Here is a 15,228-nt window from a genome sequence, read left to right on the forward strand (position 1 = left end):
CCGACGAGCCCTTTGCCGACTTCCTGCGCTCCGCCTTGTCCGGCGTAAGGGATGCTCATGGCTGTTTTTCTTACCTCATTTCTGGCGTACCGCAAAAAGCTGGTCTAACGTCTGAATCGGGTTATGAATAATGAATTCATTTTTGTTCCCAGCGTGCGTAGCCGGTTTAGCCGCCGCCGGCCTTGCAGTCAGAGCGATGGGTCCGTCCTGACTGTAAAGATGGTACTGCGGTACGCCTCAATAAAAACAAGAGTGGAGGTCAGCATGAAAATATTGAAAACAGCTTTGATCGCATCCCTGTTCGGTCTAGCCACATCAGCAGTCCAGGCGGCCGAACTCCAGATCAAATTCGGCCACGTGGGCGGACCGGGATCACTGTTCGAAATCACAGCCAATAAATTCGCCGAGACCGTTAACGAAAAGCTCACGGGCAAGGCCAAGGTCGTGATCTACGGCTCCAGCCAGCTGGGCAGCGATTCTCAGATGCTTAACAAGCTCAAGCTGGGTTCGCTGGATCTGGCTCTGCCATCGACGGTGATGAGCAGCGTGGCGCCGGAGTTCTCCTTGTTCGAAATGCCGTACCTGATCACCGATCGCGATCATATGAAGCGTGTTCGAGACGAGCTGGTGCGCGACGTGATGTACAAGACCGCCGAAGACAAGGGGTACCGGATCATTGGCGTGTGGGAAAACGGCTTCCGGCAAATCACCAACAACTCCCGGCCGATCGTCGTGCCGGAGGATCTCGAAGGGCTCAAGCTGCGCACGCCCAACGGCATATGGCGTGTCGAGATGTTCAAGAGCTACGGCGCTAGCCCGGCTCCGATGGCACTCTCCGAAGCCTTTGTCGCGCTGCAGACTGGCGCCATGGACGGTCAGGAAAACCCCTTGGTGCAGATTTATTCCCAGCGCTTTCACGAAGTGCAGAAATACCTCTCCATGTCCAACCACGTCTATACCCCTGCGTTCGTTCTCGCTGGTGCCAGTTGGAAGCGTTTTCCAGAGGAAGTGAGGAAGGTGCTGAGCGACGCTGCTGTAGAAGCAGAGGCCTATGCGCTGGAACAAGGGGCGCAGCTCGATGAAAGCCTCGTCAAGAAAATGGAGGAGGCAGGCATGGAAGTGAACAAGGTTGATCAACAAGCCTTCATCGACGGATCCAAGGCCATCTACGCGAAATTCGCTGAAGAAGTCGAAGGTGGGCAGGAAATGCTCGACGAGGTCGAACAGCTTCGCCAGATGTAACCGACTTCGTGGCTGCAGATCGCATTCTGACTTACGCCTGAGCACGTGGTGCTCAGGTCGACCGGAGAGAGCTGATGGATTCCTTTACCGCTTTCAGAAAGGGTTTTTCCAAACTTCTGGAAATCATCGTAGTGGCCAACGTAGTTGCTTTGACGTTGGTCGTTACAGTCGGCTTCGCATCGCGGCTGGCCGGTTCGCCGTTCAGCTGGTACGACGAGGTGGCGTCCGTCGGCCTGGCCTGGCTCACCTATTACGGCGCGGCGTTGGCCGCGGCGAAGGGCGCCCACATCGGTTGCCCTAGCGTAATCAATTACTTCTCTCCAGCGCTGCGCTTGCCGATCGCTCTGGTCGCGGAGGCGATCACGATCGGCTTCTTCGTGCTGCTGGCCTATACCGGCATGCAGGTCGTGCTCATCCTGGAAGGCTCCTCACTGGTCAGCCTCACCAACGTCTCGCTGCAGTTGACGCAATCGGTGCTGCCGATCGGGTCGGTACTTTTCATCATCGCTGAGATCTTGCGATTGCCTGAGGTGATCAAGAGCGCGAAAGGCGATGGGTTCGTCGATCACGAACTGGAAGAAGTGGGCGTCAAGCCGGTGAAGGCATGACCAGGACATTTCAGAGCGAGCGCTTGCTACGGCGCTCGGGAGAATAACAAGATGATAATCCTTTACATGTTTCTGGGGCTGATAGCCCTCATCCTGATCAATGTTCCTGTCGCCATATCGCTAGGCATCGTCGGTGCGGTTGCAATCTTTTCCAGCTATGGGGCGCTGGCCCTTCCCAACATCGGAATGGTGATGTACGACGGGACGACCAGCTTTCCGCTTATTGCCATCCCGCTTTTCATTCTCGCTGGCGCGATCATGAATGCCTCGAGCATTTCCCGGCGGCTGATCGATCTGGCCTCGGCGATGCTCGGATTCATCAAGGGTGGGTTGTCGATGGTGACCATCGGTGCCTCGATCTTCTTCGCGGAGATTTCCGGTTCGGCGGTGGCGGGCGTATCGGCTATCGGCAGCATCATGATCCCGGCGATGACTCAGAAGGGATATTCGAAGGAATTCGCGGCGGCATTGTCATCCTCGGCAGCCAGCCTGGCGATCATCCTGCCACCATCGATTCCGATGATTCTCTACGCCGTGATGTCTGGGGAGTCGGTGGTGAAGATGTTCGTCGCCGGCATCTTCCCAGGCTTGCTCGGTGCCATGGGGCTGGCGGGTATGTGCTATTACCTGGCCAGGAAGAACAACTTTCCATCCGAAGGGGCCTTCCAGACCAAGCGGTTGTGGGAAGCGTTCAAGGGAGCAATCTGGGCGCTGTCGATTCCGGTGATCATCCTTGGCGGAATCTTTGGCGGAATCGTCACGGCGACCGAAGGAGCGGCGTTAGCGGTGGTGGTGGCGATCTTCATCAGTGCCTTTGTCTATCGCGAGTTCACGCTGCGCACGTTCTACAAGGCGTGCCTCGATGCCGGCGTGCAGACTGCGGTAGTGATGCTGCTGGTGGCGAGCTCCGCCGTGGTTGGCCTCTACCTGACTGAAACGCAGCTGCCGCAGCAGCTCGCCAGCTCCATCAGCGAGTGGACCAGCAACAAGTACGTGATCCTGGCGCTGCTTAACATCATCTTCCTGATTCTCGGCGTCTTCCTGCATTCTGCGGCCGCGATCATCTTGGTCGTTCCAATCGTTCTGCCGCTGGTACTAGCGGTAGGCATCGATCCGATTCATTTCGGTCTGATCGTCACGCTCAACCTGGCCATTGGTCAGCAAACTCCGCCGGTTGCCAGTGTGCTGATCGCGTCCTGTTCGATCGCCAAGTCCGATATCTGGGCCACCACCCGTACCAATCTGTGGTTCCTTGGGGTGCTCTTCGCGATTCTGCTGATCAACACCTACATCCCGGCCATTGCCATGGTTCTGGTGAATTTCGTTTACGGCGCGTGAGCGGCATCGAGCAAGAGGAGACGAAGATGAGTGATATGTCTCAAGGGCAGGTCGACTGTCGCATCGAGCAGGGCGTCGCCTGGGTTGGCTTCAACCGGCCGGATAGCCGCAATGCGATGACCTGGACCATGTACGACTCGCTGGAGCGCTTGTGCAGCGAGCTGGAGGCCGATCCCGCGGTCGTAGCGGTGGTGTTTCACGGTTGTGGTGGCAAGGCCTTCGTTGCTGGCACTGACATCAAGCAATTCGCTGATTTCGAAGGCGGTGAAGCGGGCGTGAACTATGAGCGGCGCATCGACAGCGTGATCGCGGGGCTGGAAAACCTGCACAAGCCGACCATCGCGATGCTCGAGGGATTCTGTGTCGGTGGCGGCGCGGCCATCGCGCTGGCCTGCGACTTCCGCTATTGCACGCCGTCGTTGAAGTTTGGCGTACCGATCGCCGAGACACTTGGCAACTGCCTCTCGGTGACAAACGTGTCCCGCCTCATGGATCTGCTCGGCGTACCGCGGACGAAGGAAGTACTGATGACAGCAAAACTGATCGAGGCGCCCGAGGCGCTATCGGCGGGCCTGGTCAGCGCAGTGTTCGAGCCCGACGCTATCCGTCAGGAGGTCAGTCGCAAAGCGCAGGCGTTTGCCGGTCGAGCGCCGCTGACCGTGCTGGCCACCAAAGAGGTAATCAACCGGGTGCTGGAGCACCGCCGTACTTCTGCAGACTCCAGCGATGACTGGATACGGACCTGTTACGGCAGCCGCGATTTCAAGGCCGCCGTCGACAAGTTCGTCAGTAAGACCTCGTTCGAATGGACCGGTGAGTAACGTCTCGTCGATCCCAGTGCTGGAGAGCCAAGCATGCTTCCGCTAAGCAACGTAAAAATTCTGGATATCTCGCAAATCATGGCGGGCCCTTACTGCACGATGGTGCTGGGCGACCTCGGAGCCGAGGTCATCAAGGTGGAAAAATCCAATGGTGGTGACGACAGTCGGCAAATGGGTCCCTATGTAAACGGCGAGTCCACATGTTTTTTTCAGATCAACCGAAACAAGAAGAGCATTTCGCTGAATCTGAAGGATCAACGGGCCAGGGATATTTTCTATCGACTGGCCGCTGATGCCGACGTCATCGTCGAGAATTACCGGCCGGGCGTGACGCAATCGCTGGAGATCGACTACGAGACGATCCGTGCAATCAATCCAGGGATTATCTATTGCTCGATCTCCGGCTATGGCCAGACCGGCCCTTACAGCAATAAGGGTGGCTTCGACCTCGTCGCCCAAGGCATGAGCGGCCTGATGTCGATGACTGGCGAACCCGGCAAGCGTCCGCTGAAGACCGGTATCGCCGTCTATGACATCGGGGCTGGCCTTACCGCGATCTATTCGATTCTCGCCGCTTACATCCACAAGCAGAACACCGGGGAAGGGCAGCACATCGATATCGCCATCACCGAGTGCGGGCTGCCTTGGTTCGCCTGGGAAGCGGCGGCGTATTTCGCCAACGGTACCGTGCCGCAGCCCACGGGATCGCGTCACCGCATCTCGGCGCCATATCAGGCCGTCAGGACTCAGGACGGCTACCTGATGCTCGGCTGCGCCAATCAGCGAACCTGGGAGCGTCTCTGTCGCGATGTGATTGCGCGTGAGGATCTGCTTGGCGACGAGCGCTTTGTCACTAACAGCGACCGTGCACGCAACGTCGAAACGCTCGAAAACATCCTCGAAGAGATTCTGTCCCAGCAGCCCATGAAGCACTGGCTCGATCTGTGCGACACGGCCGGGGTACCGGCAGGGCCGATCAACGACTTCGCCCAGGCCATGCACGACGAACATTATTTGGCGCGCGGCATGGTTCAGGAAGTCAGACATCCGGTGATAGGCAGCATGAAGACGATCGGCTTTCCCGCCAAGTTCTCCCGAACGCCTTTGGAAATCCGTCGACCGGCTCCGTTGTTCGCCGAGCACACCGATGAGGTGCTACACGGAATCGGCATGACCGATGAGGATATCGGCAGTCTGCGAAGTGAGGGCTGCATCCGCTGATAGAAAATCTATTTTTCGTTAGTTATGAATTCAAAACTCAAAATACAAAAACAAGATTTGGAGAATCGCTATGTTGAAGCTCGATTTTCATCCGTCCGGCCGTCATTTTCTGCAGATCCCCGGACCTTCACCGGTTCCGGACCGCATCTTGCGGGCTATGAGCCTGCCCACTATTGATCATCGTGGACCGGAGTTCGGTGCATTGGGTCGCGAACTGCTAAGCAAGATCCGTCAGGTGTTCAAGACCCAGCAGCCCGTGGTGATCTACCCCGCATCCGGTACCGGGGCTTGGGAGGCGGCGTTGGTCAATACGCTGTCGGCTGGCGACCGGGTATTGATGTTCGAAACCGGTCACTTCGCCACGCTGTGGGAAAAGATGGCCCGACGCTTGGGACTCGAGCCCGAATTCATCGGGCTACCGGGCTACGAAGGCTGGCGACGTGGTGTGCAGGCCGACATGATCGAGCGGCGCCTGAAAGAGGACAGCAGCCACACCATCAAGGCTGTCTGTGTGGTGCACAACGAGACGTCCACCGGCGTGACCAGCGACATCGCGGCAGTGCGTCGTGCCATCGATGCGGTCAAGCATCCGGCGCTGCTGCTGGTAGATACCATTTCCGGCCTGGCCTGCGCTGATTATCAGCACGACGCCTGGGGCGTGGACGTCACTATCTCCGGCTCGCAGAAGGGCCTGATGCTGCCGCCTGGTATCAGCTTCAACGCGGTATCTGAGAAGGCAATCGAGGTCAGCCGCAGCGCGCAGCTGCCGAAGAGCTTCTGGGCCTGGGACGAAATACTCGAACTAAACCGCAGCGGCTACTGGCCATACACACCCAACACCAACCTGTTGTACGGGCTGAACGAAGCGCTCGACATGCTGCTGCAAGAGGGGCTCGATCATGTCTTTGCACGCCACCAGCGTTGGGCTGCCGGCGTGCGTACGGCCGTCGCGTGCTGGGGGCTGGAGGTGCAGTGTCAAGATGCAAGCGTCTTCTCACCAGTGCTGACCGGTGTGGTAATGCCGGAAGGCATCGATGCCGACGAGGTTCGCAGCCTGATCTACCGCCGTTTCGACCTTTCGTTGGGCACCGGGCTGGGCAAGGCGAGGGGCAAGATGTTCCGCATCGGGCACCTGGGTGATTGCAACGATCTCACCCTGATCGCCACCCTCGGCGGTTGCGAGGCCGGCCTCAAGATGTCCGGTGTGTCGCTCAAGGGGAGCGGTGTGCTCGCCGCACTGGATTACTTCGCAGCGAACCCGCTGGACTACGCGCGTTGACATCCCCCTTTGACGGCAGACATGGGAGGTCCTGATGACTTCGTTTACCGAACCCAGAATACCGGCGAGCAAGGTGTCGTCAGAACGTGCTTCGGCGCTGGCAGCGCGGCTACAGCGCGAAATTGCCGGCGAGGTAATGTTCGATTCGGCGTCACGTGGCCGCTACGCAACTGACGCTTCGATCTATCAGATCACGCCGGTCGGTGTGGTAATCCCGCGTCACCAGCATGACCTGCAGGTAGCACTGGATATCGCCCGAGATGCCAAGGTTCCGCTGCTGGCGCGCGGTGGCGGCACCAGCCAGTGCGGCCAGACCGTGGGTGACGCGCTGATCGTCGATACCAGCCGCTGGCTGAATCAGATCGTCGAGTTCGACCCAGACAACCTGACGGTAGTGGTCGAGCCGGGCGTAGTGCTCGATGACCTGAACCGCTGGCTCAAGCCGCACGGGCTGTGGTTTCCGGTGGACGTGTCGACGTCTGCCCAGTGCACCCTGGGTGGTATGGCAGGCAACAATTCCTGCGGCTCGCGTTCAATTCGCTACGGCAACATGGTGCACAACGTCTTGGGCATCGATGCGTTGCTGGCCGATGGCAGCGAAGCGCGCTTCGGTCTGCTCCATGAGCTGGCACCGGGTGACCGGGTACGCCAGCTCGCCCGCGAGGTGCAGCGTATCGCCGAGCGCGAACATGCCAATATCCGTGAGCACTACCCGAAGGTGCTGCGCCGCGTGGGTGGCTACAACCTCGATCTGTTCGACTGTCAGAACCCGCTCCCCTACGACTCGGGCGGCCAGGTCAACCTGGCCCACCTGCTGATCGGTTCGGAAGGTACGCTCGCGGTCACCCGGCGGATCAAGCTCAAGCTGGCGCCGCTGCCCCAGCACAAGGTGCTGGCGGTGGTGAATTTCCCGACCTTCTATCAGGCCATGGACCTGACCCAGCACATCGTCACGCTCGACCCGACGGCGGTCGAACTGGTCGACCGCACGATGATCGATCTGTCGATGGAGAATCCGTCCTTCAAGCCGGTGATCGAGAAGGCGCTGATTGGCTATCCCGAGGCATTGCTGCTGGTCGAGTTCGCGGGCGAGGAAGTCGCCGCCCTGCATGAGCAACTCGGCAGGCTGAGCGAGCTGATGGCCGATCTCGGCCTGCCCGGTAGCGTGGTCAAGATGACCGAGTCTGCAGAGCAGACAGCGTTATGGAACGTACGCAAGGCCGGCCTGAACATCATGATGAGCATGAAGGGCGACGGCAAACCGGTGTCCTTCATCGAAGACTGCGCGGTGCCGCTGGAGCATCTGGCCGAATACACCGCCAAGCTCACCGAGGTATTTCACAAGCACGGCACCGAAGGCACCTGGTATGCCCACGCAAGTGTCGGCACTCTGCACGTACGGCCAATCCTGGACATGCGCCGTGATGGCGCGCAAAAGATGCGCGCCATCGCCGAAGAGGCGTCCGCGCTAGTCCGCGCCTACAAGGGGGCGTTTTCTGGCGAGCATGGGGATGGCCTGTGCCGCGGAGAATGGGTGGCATGGCAGTTCGGCCCGCAACTCAATGCCGCATTCAAGGAGATCAAGCAGCTATTCGATCCGGAAAACCTGCTCAATCCGGGCAAGATCGTCGATACCCCGCGCATGGACGATCATAGCTACTTCCGTTTCCCCAAGACCTATCAACCGATTCCAGTAACGCCGGTGCTGGACTGGTCGGAATGGAACGTGCTGCGCGATCCGTTGACCGGCAAGCAGAGCGCGCCCGGAAGTGGCGCCGATCCAACTGGTGGGCTCATCGGTGCCGTCGAGATGTGCAACAACAACGGCCACTGTCGCAAGTTCGACGCCGGCACCATGTGCCCCAGCTTCCGGGCGACGCGCAACGAGCAGCATCTGACCCGCGGTCGCGCTAACACGCTGCGGCTGGCGTTATCCGGGCAGCTAGGTCCCGATGGATTGGGCAGCGAAGACGTCAAGGCCGCGCTCGATCTGTGTGTCTCCTGCAAGGGCTGCAGGCGGGAATGCCCGACTGGCGTCGACATGGCGAAGATGAAAATCGAGGCCCGCGCCGCCTGGGCGAAAAATCATCCGATGCCGCTACGTGAGCGGATGGTGGCTGAAATGCCACGCTATGCGCCCTACGCTCGCCATCTGGCCGGCGTGACAGGCCTCGTCGAGCGCGTGCCGCTGCTGTCGCAATGGGTCAAGCGCACATTGGGACTGGCCGGGCAGCGTGCGCTGCCGCGCTTCGCAGGCAACTTTCTGGCGACCGCGCCAGCAAGCCGTTCGACACATACGCGGGAAGTCCTGCTGTTCGTCGATACCTTCAACAACTACATGGAACCGGAGAATGCGCGAGCGGCCTGTCGCGTACTCGAGGCGGCCGGGTATCGGGTCCATTTCAATCAGGCGCCATCAGAGCGACCGTTGTGCTGCGGGCGCACTTACCTGGCGTCGGGTCAGGTCGACAAGGCCAAGGCGGAAGCCCGGCGCACGCTCGACCACCTGCTGCCGTTCGTCGAGCGCGGCGTGAGCATCGTCGGGCTTGAGCCTTCGTGTTTGCTGACCATGCGCGACGAGTTTCTGCGCTACGGTTACGGCGAGCAGGCCAAGGCGTTGTCGAAGGCGTCCTTCCTGTTCGAAGAGTTTCTGGTCAGGGAGCAGGCTGCAGGCAATCTGCAGCTCAAGCTCAGGGCGCTAGACGAACCACGGGCTCTATTGCACGGTCATTGTCATCAAAAGGCATTCGATGCGCTGCGGCCGGTGGAACAGGTGCTGCGTTGGATACCGGATCTGGAGGTCAGAACGGTCGAAACCTCATGCTGTGGCATGGCTGGAAGCTTTGGCTACGAGCGCGAACACTACGATGCTTCGATGCAGATGGCCGAGCTGGCGCTGCTACCTGCGGTGCGTAAAGCCGAAGCCGAAGATCTGGTGGTCGCCGATGGTACCAGTTGCCGCCACCAGATCTACGACGGAGCCCAGCGTGAAGCTTTGCATGTGGCGAGGGTATTGGAGCGGGCGTTGGCCTGATGTAGCGCTGCTAGCGAGCCCTTGCATCGACGGCGCGGGTTCGCTGCGGTGCCGCTGTGGAGCTGGTTGATTGCCTTCTGAGCAATCAGCTGGTGGCGCGGCGGCTCACTCGTCGAACTCTTCCCAGCCGCCCATTTCCTTCCAGCGATTGACGATGCCGCAAAACAGTTCGGCCGTCTTCTCGGTGTCGTAGCGGGCTGAATGCGCTTCGCGTCCGTCGAAATCAATACCCGCCGCCTGGCAGGCCTTGGCCAGAACGGTCTGGCCGTAGGCGAGGCCGGCAAGGGTAGCGGTGTCGAAGCTGGAAAAAGGATGGAAGGGGTTGCGCTTGATGTCGCAGCGCGCCATGGCCGCGTTGAGGAAACCGAGATCGAAGCTGCTGTTGTGGCCGACCAGAATGGCGCGCTTGCAGCCTGCCGACTTAACCGCTTTGCGCACACTGCGGATAATCTCGTTCAGCGCCTGCGACTCGGGGACGGCCATACGCAGCGGGTGGTCCAGCTTGATGCCGGTGAATTCCAGAGCCGCTGCCTCGATATTGGCGCCCGCGAAGGGTTCCACCCGGAAGAACAGCGTTTCCTGTGGATAGAGCAGACCCTGTTCATCCATGCCGATGGTCACAGCGGCGATTTCAAGAAGCGCGTCGGTGGCACAGTTGAAGCCGCCACATTCGACATCGACCACCACCGGTAAAAAGCCACGGAAGCGCCTTGCCATGGGCGATCGCGGCTTGCCGGCGAGATTGCCTTCGAGCTCGTCGTCGAACTGCTCGTCACTCATGCGCTTGTCTCCAGCCGCCATTGCAGGGTTTCGCCCGCGCGCAGGGGCACCACGTTATGCTCGCCGAACGGTAGATTGGCCGGTACGTTCCAGGGTTCGCGTACCAGCGTGATTTGCTCGGTGTTGCGTGGCAGACCATAAAAGTCGGCACCGAAGTGGCTGGCGAAGGCTTCCAGGCGATCCAGCGCATTGCGCTGTTCGAAGGCCTCGGCATACAGCTCTATCGCCGCGTACGCGGTGTAACAACCGGCGCAGCCACAGGCGTTCTCTTTGGCGTGCTGGGCATGGGGTGCCGAGTCGGTACCGAGGAAGAACTTCCGGTTACCGCTGGTCGCTGCATCGAGCAGGGCTTCTTGGTGGGTGTTGCGCTTGAGGATCGGCAAGCAGAAGAAGTGCGGACGAATGCCGCCAACCAGCATGTGATTGCGGTTGTAAAGCAGATGGTGGGCCGTGATCGTCGCACCGACGTTGCTGCTGGCCGCCTCGACGAACTGCACTGCATCGCGAGTGGTGATGTGCTCGAACACCACCTTGAGGGTTGGGAAACGCTCGGTCACTCGGCTCAGTTGCTCGTCGATGAAGTACTTCTCGCGATCGAAGATATCGATCTCCGAACGGGTCACTTCACCGTGCACCAGTAGCGGAAGGCCGACTTCGGCCATGGTTTCCAACACCGGGAAGATGTTGTCGATGCGGGTCACGCCAGATGCTGAATTGGTGGTTGCACCGGCCGGATAGAGCTTGGCCGCGTAAACATAACCGCTGGCCTTGGCTGCGCGTATGTCGTCGGGCTGCGTGCCATCGGTGAGATAAAGCACCATCAGCGGCTCGAAGCTGTTCGCGTCCGGCCTGGCGGAGAGAATGCGCTGACGGTAAGCGTCTGCCTCCGCGGCGTTGCGTACCGGCGGGACCAGGTTCGGCATGATGATCGCGCGGGCGAACTGGCGAGCAGCATCCGCCACGGTATGCGGCAGCGCTGCGCCGTCGCGCAGATGAATGTGCCAATCGTCGGGGCGCAGTAGAGTCAGTCGGTCGGACATGCAGGTTTCCAGGCGGGTAAAACGTGCACGAATGCTACCGTAAACGGGGGAAAAAATCGCCGCAGACGGGACGTCAGGGTCCGAAAGAGCCTCTCCGAGGGGCGACCAGGCGTGCTAAACGGATGGCACGCCTGTTCAAGTTTCCGCTGCCAGCACCGATACCCCGGTTGAATGTTGTTTACCGTGGAGCCTTACGTGCGCCTGCGCCTCTTTGTTCTTGCTTGTCTACTGACTTCGCCGGCCGATGCCATCACGTTCCAGACACGTCTGGAACGGGTGCAGTGGCAGGTCGATGGCGACCAGTTCGAATGCCGGCTGGTACAACCGGTGGCCGGCTTCGGCAGGGGCGAGTTCGTTCGGCGCGCTGGTGAGCAGGCCATCTTTCGCTTGCAGTCGCCTGATCGCTGGCTGGGCAATGGCTCGGCGACTCTGCTGGCAGCGGCTGCGCCTTGGCAGCCGGAGCGTAGCGATATCAACTTGGGCATGGTCTCGGTAGTCGGTGGCGACATCCCGTTCAATAGCTCGCAATTACAGGCCGGGCGGCTGCTGAGCGGTCTGCTCGACGGGCGCAGCCCCGTGGTGCGTCATCACACGTTGCACGGTGGTGAAGCGCTCGAAGTGCGTCTGCTGCCGGCGCGCTTTGGCAAGGCGTACGAGGAGTTTCGCGCCTGCACGGCGAAGCTGCTGCCAGTGAATTTCGATCAAATTCGCCAGTCCCAGATCGGCTTTCCCAGCAGTGATGTGACGCTCGATGCGCTGGGCCAAGCCAAGCTCGATATCATCGTGCAATTTCTCAAGGCCGACCCGAGCGTCAATCACATCCAGCTCGACGGCCATTCCGACAATAGCGGCAACCGACTCACCAATCGCGACCTGTCCCGCCGCCGCGCGCTGGCGGTGGAAGAGTATCTAGTCGCCAACGGCGTGCCAAAGGAGCAAATCACGCTGCGCTTTCATGGCGAGCGCTATCCACTGGTCCCGAATAACGGCGAAACCAATCGAGCAAAGAATCGCCGGGTCACCCTGCGTCTCGATCGTGCCCCTGCGAGCACCACAGCCGCCGCCGGGAATGTCGCCCCGTCGTCTTGAGGCCGAGCGATGCTCACGCCCCTGTAAAACAAACGTCGCGACCAGTAGAATCCCCGCTTTCCTTACAATCCCGGGAGTGGATGGCAATGGCCGACGTAAAGAAGGTAGTCCTGGCGTATTCCGGTGGCCTGGACACCTCGGTGATCCTCAAGTGGCTACAAGACACCTATAACTGCGAAGTGGTGACCTTCACCGCCGACCTCGGTCAGGGTGAAGAAGTCGAGCCAGCACGCGCCAAGGCCAAGGCCATGGGTGTCGAGGAAATTTACATCGACGACCTGCGCGAAGAATTCGTCCGCGATTTCGTCTTCCCGATGTTCCGCGCCAACACCGTTTACGAAGGCGAATACCTGCTGGGTACTTCCATCGCCCGCCCGCTGATCGCCAAGCGCCTGATCGAGATTGCCAACGAGACCGGTGCCGACGCCATCTCCCACGGCGCGACCGGCAAAGGCAACGATCAGGTCCGTTTCGAGCTGGGCGCCTATGCGCTGAAGCCGGGCGTCAAGGTCATCGCCCCCTGGCGTGAATGGGATCTGCTCTCCCGCGAGAAGCTGATGGACTACGCCGCCACGCACGAGATTCCGATCGAGCGCCACGGCAAAAAGAAGTCGCCTTACTCCATGGATGCCAACCTGCTGCACATCTCCTATGAAGGCGGCGTGCTGGAAGACACCTGGACTGAGCATGAAGAAGACATGTGGCGCTGGACCAAGTCACCGGAAGCCGCACCGGACACCCCGACCTATATCGAGCTGACCTACCGCAAGGGCGATATCGTCGCCATCGACGGCAAGGACATGACGCCCGCTGAAGTGCTGACCTACCTGAACAAGATTGGCGGCGAGAACGGTATCGGTCGTCTGGATATCGTCGAGAACCGCTACGTCGGCATGAAGTCGCGCGGCTGCTACGAAACCCCCGGCGGCACCATCATGCTCAAGGGCCATCGCGCCATCGAGTCGATCACCCTGGACCGTGAAGTCGCGCATCTGAAAGACGAGCTGATGCCCAAGTACGCCAGCCTGATCTACAACGGCTACTGGTGGAGTCCTGAGCGCAGCATGCTGCAGCAGATGATCGATGCCTCGCAGGTCAATGTGAACGGTGTGGTACGTCTGAAGCTCTATAAAGGCAATGTCATCGTTACCGGCCGTAAGTCCGACGATTCGTTGTTCGATGCCAATATCGCTACATTCGAAGATGATGCCGGCGCCTACGATCAGGCTGACGCGGGCGGCTTTATCAAGCTCAACGCACTGCGCATGCGCATTGCCGCGAACAAGGGTCGGACGCAGTTCTAAAGCAACAGCTGCGCCGCGTCCGACCATAACCCCGGCCATGTGTCGGGGTTATGCTTTCTGCACAGACACGAGCCTGGCCGAATGAGGAGAAACACACCATGAGACTGCTGCATACCATGCTGCGCGTAGGCGATATGGATAGATCCATTGCCTTCTATACCGAAGTGCTGGGCATGACGCTGCTACGCCGCAAGGATTATCCGGAAGGCAAGTTCACCTTAGCGTTTGTCGGCTACGGCGACGAAGCGCATAACAGCGTGCTGGAGCTGACCCATAACTGGGGCGTCGAGAAATATGATCTGGGCGATGGCTACGGCCATATCGCGCTGGAGGTGGAAGATGTCTACAAGGCCTGCGAAGACATTCGCAGCCGTGGCGGCAAGATCACCCGCGAGCCGGGACCGATGAAGCACGGCACCAGCATCCTGGCGTTCATCGAGGACCCGGACGGATACAAGGTTGAATTGCTGTCACCGTCACGTCGGGACTGAAGGTCCGAGCGCAAAAAAGCCCCATTTACGGGGCTTTTTCAGTCAGAGGTCAAAGTCGAACTCGTTGAGTTGCTTCTGCAAACGACGCTCTTCAAGCAAATTGTCGATAATGCGGCGCTTGGTCAGGTTGGTTTTGGCCACTTCAACCGGAGCTTCTGCAGTATCGTCTTCGTCCTCGGCGACGAAGTCATCTTCAATCTGGATATCTTCTTTCTCGGACACTTATCTACTCCACGGCTAAGGCGCGCTGTTGGCGCACCTTATAGCGACAAAACAGAAAGTCGTAAAAAAGATTTTTTCAATCAGCCGATAGGTTTTTGCTCCGGTCAATCAATCGTCGGAAGTCTTGTGCTTGTACTCGCAGAGGTCCTCGATCCGACAGCTGCCACATTGAGGCTTACGCGCCTTGCAGACGTAGCGGCCATGCAGGATCAGCCAGTGATGGGCGTCGAGCAGGTAATCCTTCGGGACGAACTTGATCAGTCGTCGCTCCACCTCCAGCACGTTCTTGCCAGGCGCGATATTGGTGCGGTTGGCGACCCGGAATATATGCGTGTCGACGGCCATGGTGAACTGCCGAAAGGCCGTGTTCAGTACGACATTGGCGGTCTTGCGGCCTACGCCTGGCAGGGCTTCGAGATCTTCGCGGTTGTCCGGTACCTGGCTGCCGTGCTTCTCGATCAAGATGCGGCAGGTTTCGAGCACGTTCTTGGCCTTGCTCGGGTAGAGACCGATGGTCTTGATGTAGCTGCACAGGCCGTCGTAGCCGAGTGCATAGATGGCTTCCGGTGTATTGGCGACCGGGTAGAGCTTGGCGGTTGCCTTGTTGACGCCGACGTCGGTGGCCTGGGCGGACAGGATCACTGCGATCAACAGCTCGAACGGCGTGCTGTATGCCAGCTCGGTCTTCGGTTCGGGGTTGTCTTCGTGGAAACGGCGAAAGATTTCCAGGCGTTTTGCAGCATTCATTACAGCGTTCCA

14 protein-coding genes are annotated in these 15,228 nt (G+C 59.6%); 10 read left to right on the top strand and 4 right to left on the bottom strand.

What is annotated here, in order from left to right; translation table 11 throughout:
* The first annotated feature begins 264 nt into the window (after positions 1 to 264).
* The 7 genes from NAV33_RS14915 to NAV33_RS14945 all read left to right on the top strand — a co-directional run bounded on the left by NAV33_RS14915 (position 265) and on the right by NAV33_RS14945 (position 9,543).
* Positions 265 to 1,242 carry a TRAP transporter substrate-binding protein gene (locus NAV33_RS14915; protein WP_255981389.1) on the top strand — a complete coding sequence of 326 codons (978 nt, stop codon included), beginning with the start codon at positions 265 to 267 and terminating at the stop codon, positions 1,240 to 1,242.
* Between the two features lie 74 nt (positions 1,243 to 1,316).
* The gene (locus tag NAV33_RS14920; RefSeq protein ID WP_255981391.1) at positions 1,317 to 1,850 is read left to right on the top strand and encodes a TRAP transporter small permease; all 534 of its coding nucleotides are present in this window, start codon (positions 1,317 to 1,319) and stop codon (positions 1,848 to 1,850) included.
* 51 nt (positions 1,851 to 1,901) lie between these two features.
* Positions 1,902 to 3,188 carry a TRAP transporter large permease gene (locus NAV33_RS14925; protein WP_255981393.1) on the top strand — a complete coding sequence of 429 codons (1,287 nt, stop codon included), beginning with the start codon at positions 1,902 to 1,904 and terminating at the stop codon, positions 3,186 to 3,188.
* A gap of 26 nt (positions 3,189 to 3,214) precedes the next feature.
* On the top strand, positions 3,215 to 4,009 hold the full coding sequence (locus NAV33_RS14930; protein ID WP_255981395.1) for an enoyl-CoA hydratase/isomerase family protein: 795 nt from the start codon (positions 3,215 to 3,217) through the stop codon (positions 4,007 to 4,009).
* 33 nt (positions 4,010 to 4,042) lie between these two features.
* On the top strand, positions 4,043 to 5,230 hold the full coding sequence (locus tag NAV33_RS14935; protein WP_255981397.1) for a CaiB/BaiF CoA transferase family protein: 1,188 nt from the start codon (positions 4,043 to 4,045) through the stop codon (positions 5,228 to 5,230).
* Positions 5,231 to 5,300: 70 nt separating this feature from the next.
* On the top strand, positions 5,301 to 6,509 hold the full coding sequence (locus tag NAV33_RS14940; protein ID WP_255981399.1) for a pyridoxal-phosphate-dependent aminotransferase family protein: 1,209 nt from the start codon (positions 5,301 to 5,303) through the stop codon (positions 6,507 to 6,509).
* Positions 6,510 to 6,543: 34 nt separating this feature from the next.
* The gene (locus NAV33_RS14945; protein WP_255981401.1) at positions 6,544 to 9,543 is read left to right on the top strand and encodes an FAD-binding and (Fe-S)-binding domain-containing protein; all 3,000 of its coding nucleotides are present in this window, start codon (positions 6,544 to 6,546) and stop codon (positions 9,541 to 9,543) included.
* A 105-nt stretch (positions 9,544 to 9,648) separates the two neighbouring features.
* Here the strand turns inward: NAV33_RS14945 and rnt are convergent, their stop codons facing one another.
* Positions 9,649 to 10,323, bottom strand: a complete 675-nt coding sequence (gene rnt / locus NAV33_RS14950; RefSeq protein WP_255981403.1) for a ribonuclease T — start codon at positions 10,321 to 10,323, stop codon at positions 9,649 to 9,651.
* A complete protein-coding gene (gene pyrC, locus NAV33_RS14955) occupies positions 10,320 to 11,363 on the bottom strand; it encodes a dihydroorotase (RefSeq protein ID WP_255981405.1) in 1,044 nt (347 codons plus the stop codon). Before pyrC ends, rnt begins: the two co-directional genes overlap by 4 nt.
* Positions 11,364 to 11,558: 195 nt before the next feature.
* On the opposite strand from pyrC, the gene NAV33_RS14960 reads away from it, so the two are divergent.
* The 3 genes from NAV33_RS14960 to gloA all read left to right on the top strand — a co-directional run bounded on the left by NAV33_RS14960 (position 11,559) and on the right by gloA (position 14,247).
* On the top strand, positions 11,559 to 12,452 hold the full coding sequence (locus NAV33_RS14960; RefSeq protein WP_255981407.1) for a flagellar protein MotY: 894 nt from the start codon (positions 11,559 to 11,561) through the stop codon (positions 12,450 to 12,452).
* Between the two features lie 86 nt (positions 12,453 to 12,538).
* Positions 12,539 to 13,756, top strand: coding sequence for an argininosuccinate synthase (locus NAV33_RS14965; protein ID WP_255981409.1), 1,218 nt, complete (start codon positions 12,539 to 12,541; stop codon positions 13,754 to 13,756).
* A 98-nt stretch (positions 13,757 to 13,854) separates the two neighbouring features.
* Positions 13,855 to 14,247 (top strand): lactoylglutathione lyase, encoded by a 393-nt coding sequence (gene gloA / locus NAV33_RS14970; RefSeq protein ID WP_122165468.1) that lies wholly within the window; start codon positions 13,855 to 13,857, stop codon positions 14,245 to 14,247.
* Positions 14,248 to 14,289: 42 nt separating this feature from the next.
* Here gloA and NAV33_RS14975 read toward each other — a convergent pair whose 3' ends face one another.
* Both NAV33_RS14975 and nth read right to left on the bottom strand, forming a co-directional pair.
* Positions 14,290 to 14,469: a PA3496 family putative envelope integrity protein gene (locus NAV33_RS14975; RefSeq protein WP_255981411.1), complete on the bottom strand. Its 180-nt coding sequence runs from the start codon at positions 14,467 to 14,469 to the stop codon at positions 14,290 to 14,292.
* Between the two features lie 108 nt (positions 14,470 to 14,577).
* Entirely contained in the window at positions 14,578 to 15,216 is a 639-nt protein-coding gene (gene nth / locus NAV33_RS14980; RefSeq protein ID WP_255981413.1) for an endonuclease III, read from the bottom strand.
* Between the last annotated feature and the right edge of the window lie 12 nt (positions 15,217 to 15,228).

Source organism: Stutzerimonas stutzeri (assembly GCF_024448715.1).
Classification (GTDB): domain Bacteria; phylum Pseudomonadota; class Gammaproteobacteria; order Pseudomonadales; family Pseudomonadaceae; genus Stutzerimonas; species Stutzerimonas stutzeri_AR.

What these genes read in the sequence shown, in the direction of transcription:
- NAV33_RS14915 (WP_255981389.1), top strand. Translation starts at nt 265, where the DNA reads ATGAAAATATTGAAAACAGCTTTGATCGCATCCCTGTTCGGTCTAGCC.
- NAV33_RS14920 (WP_255981391.1), top strand. Translation starts at nt 1,317, where the DNA reads ATGGATTCCTTTACCGCTTTCAGAAAGGGTTTTTCCAAACTTCTGGAA.
- NAV33_RS14925 (WP_255981393.1), top strand. Translation starts at nt 1,902, where the DNA reads ATGATAATCCTTTACATGTTTCTGGGGCTGATAGCCCTCATCCTGATC.
- NAV33_RS14930 (WP_255981395.1), top strand. Translation starts at nt 3,215, where the DNA reads ATGAGTGATATGTCTCAAGGGCAGGTCGACTGTCGCATCGAGCAGGGC.
- NAV33_RS14935 (WP_255981397.1), top strand. Translation starts at nt 4,043, where the DNA reads ATGCTTCCGCTAAGCAACGTAAAAATTCTGGATATCTCGCAAATCATG.
- NAV33_RS14940 (WP_255981399.1), top strand. Translation starts at nt 5,301, where the DNA reads ATGTTGAAGCTCGATTTTCATCCGTCCGGCCGTCATTTTCTGCAGATC.
- NAV33_RS14945 (WP_255981401.1), top strand. Translation starts at nt 6,544, where the DNA reads ATGACTTCGTTTACCGAACCCAGAATACCGGCGAGCAAGGTGTCGTCA.
- rnt (WP_255981403.1), bottom strand. Translation starts at nt 10,323, where the DNA reads ATGAGTGACGAGCAGTTCGACGACGAGCTCGAAGGCAATCTCGCCGGC.
- pyrC (WP_255981405.1), bottom strand. Translation starts at nt 11,363, where the DNA reads ATGTCCGACCGACTGACTCTACTGCGCCCCGACGATTGGCACATTCAT.
- NAV33_RS14965 (WP_255981409.1), top strand. Translation starts at nt 12,539, where the DNA reads ATGGCCGACGTAAAGAAGGTAGTCCTGGCGTATTCCGGTGGCCTGGAC.
- gloA (WP_122165468.1), top strand. Translation starts at nt 13,855, where the DNA reads ATGAGACTGCTGCATACCATGCTGCGCGTAGGCGATATGGATAGATCC.
- nth (WP_255981413.1), bottom strand. Translation starts at nt 15,216, where the DNA reads ATGAATGCTGCAAAACGCCTGGAAATCTTTCGCCGTTTCCACGAAGAC.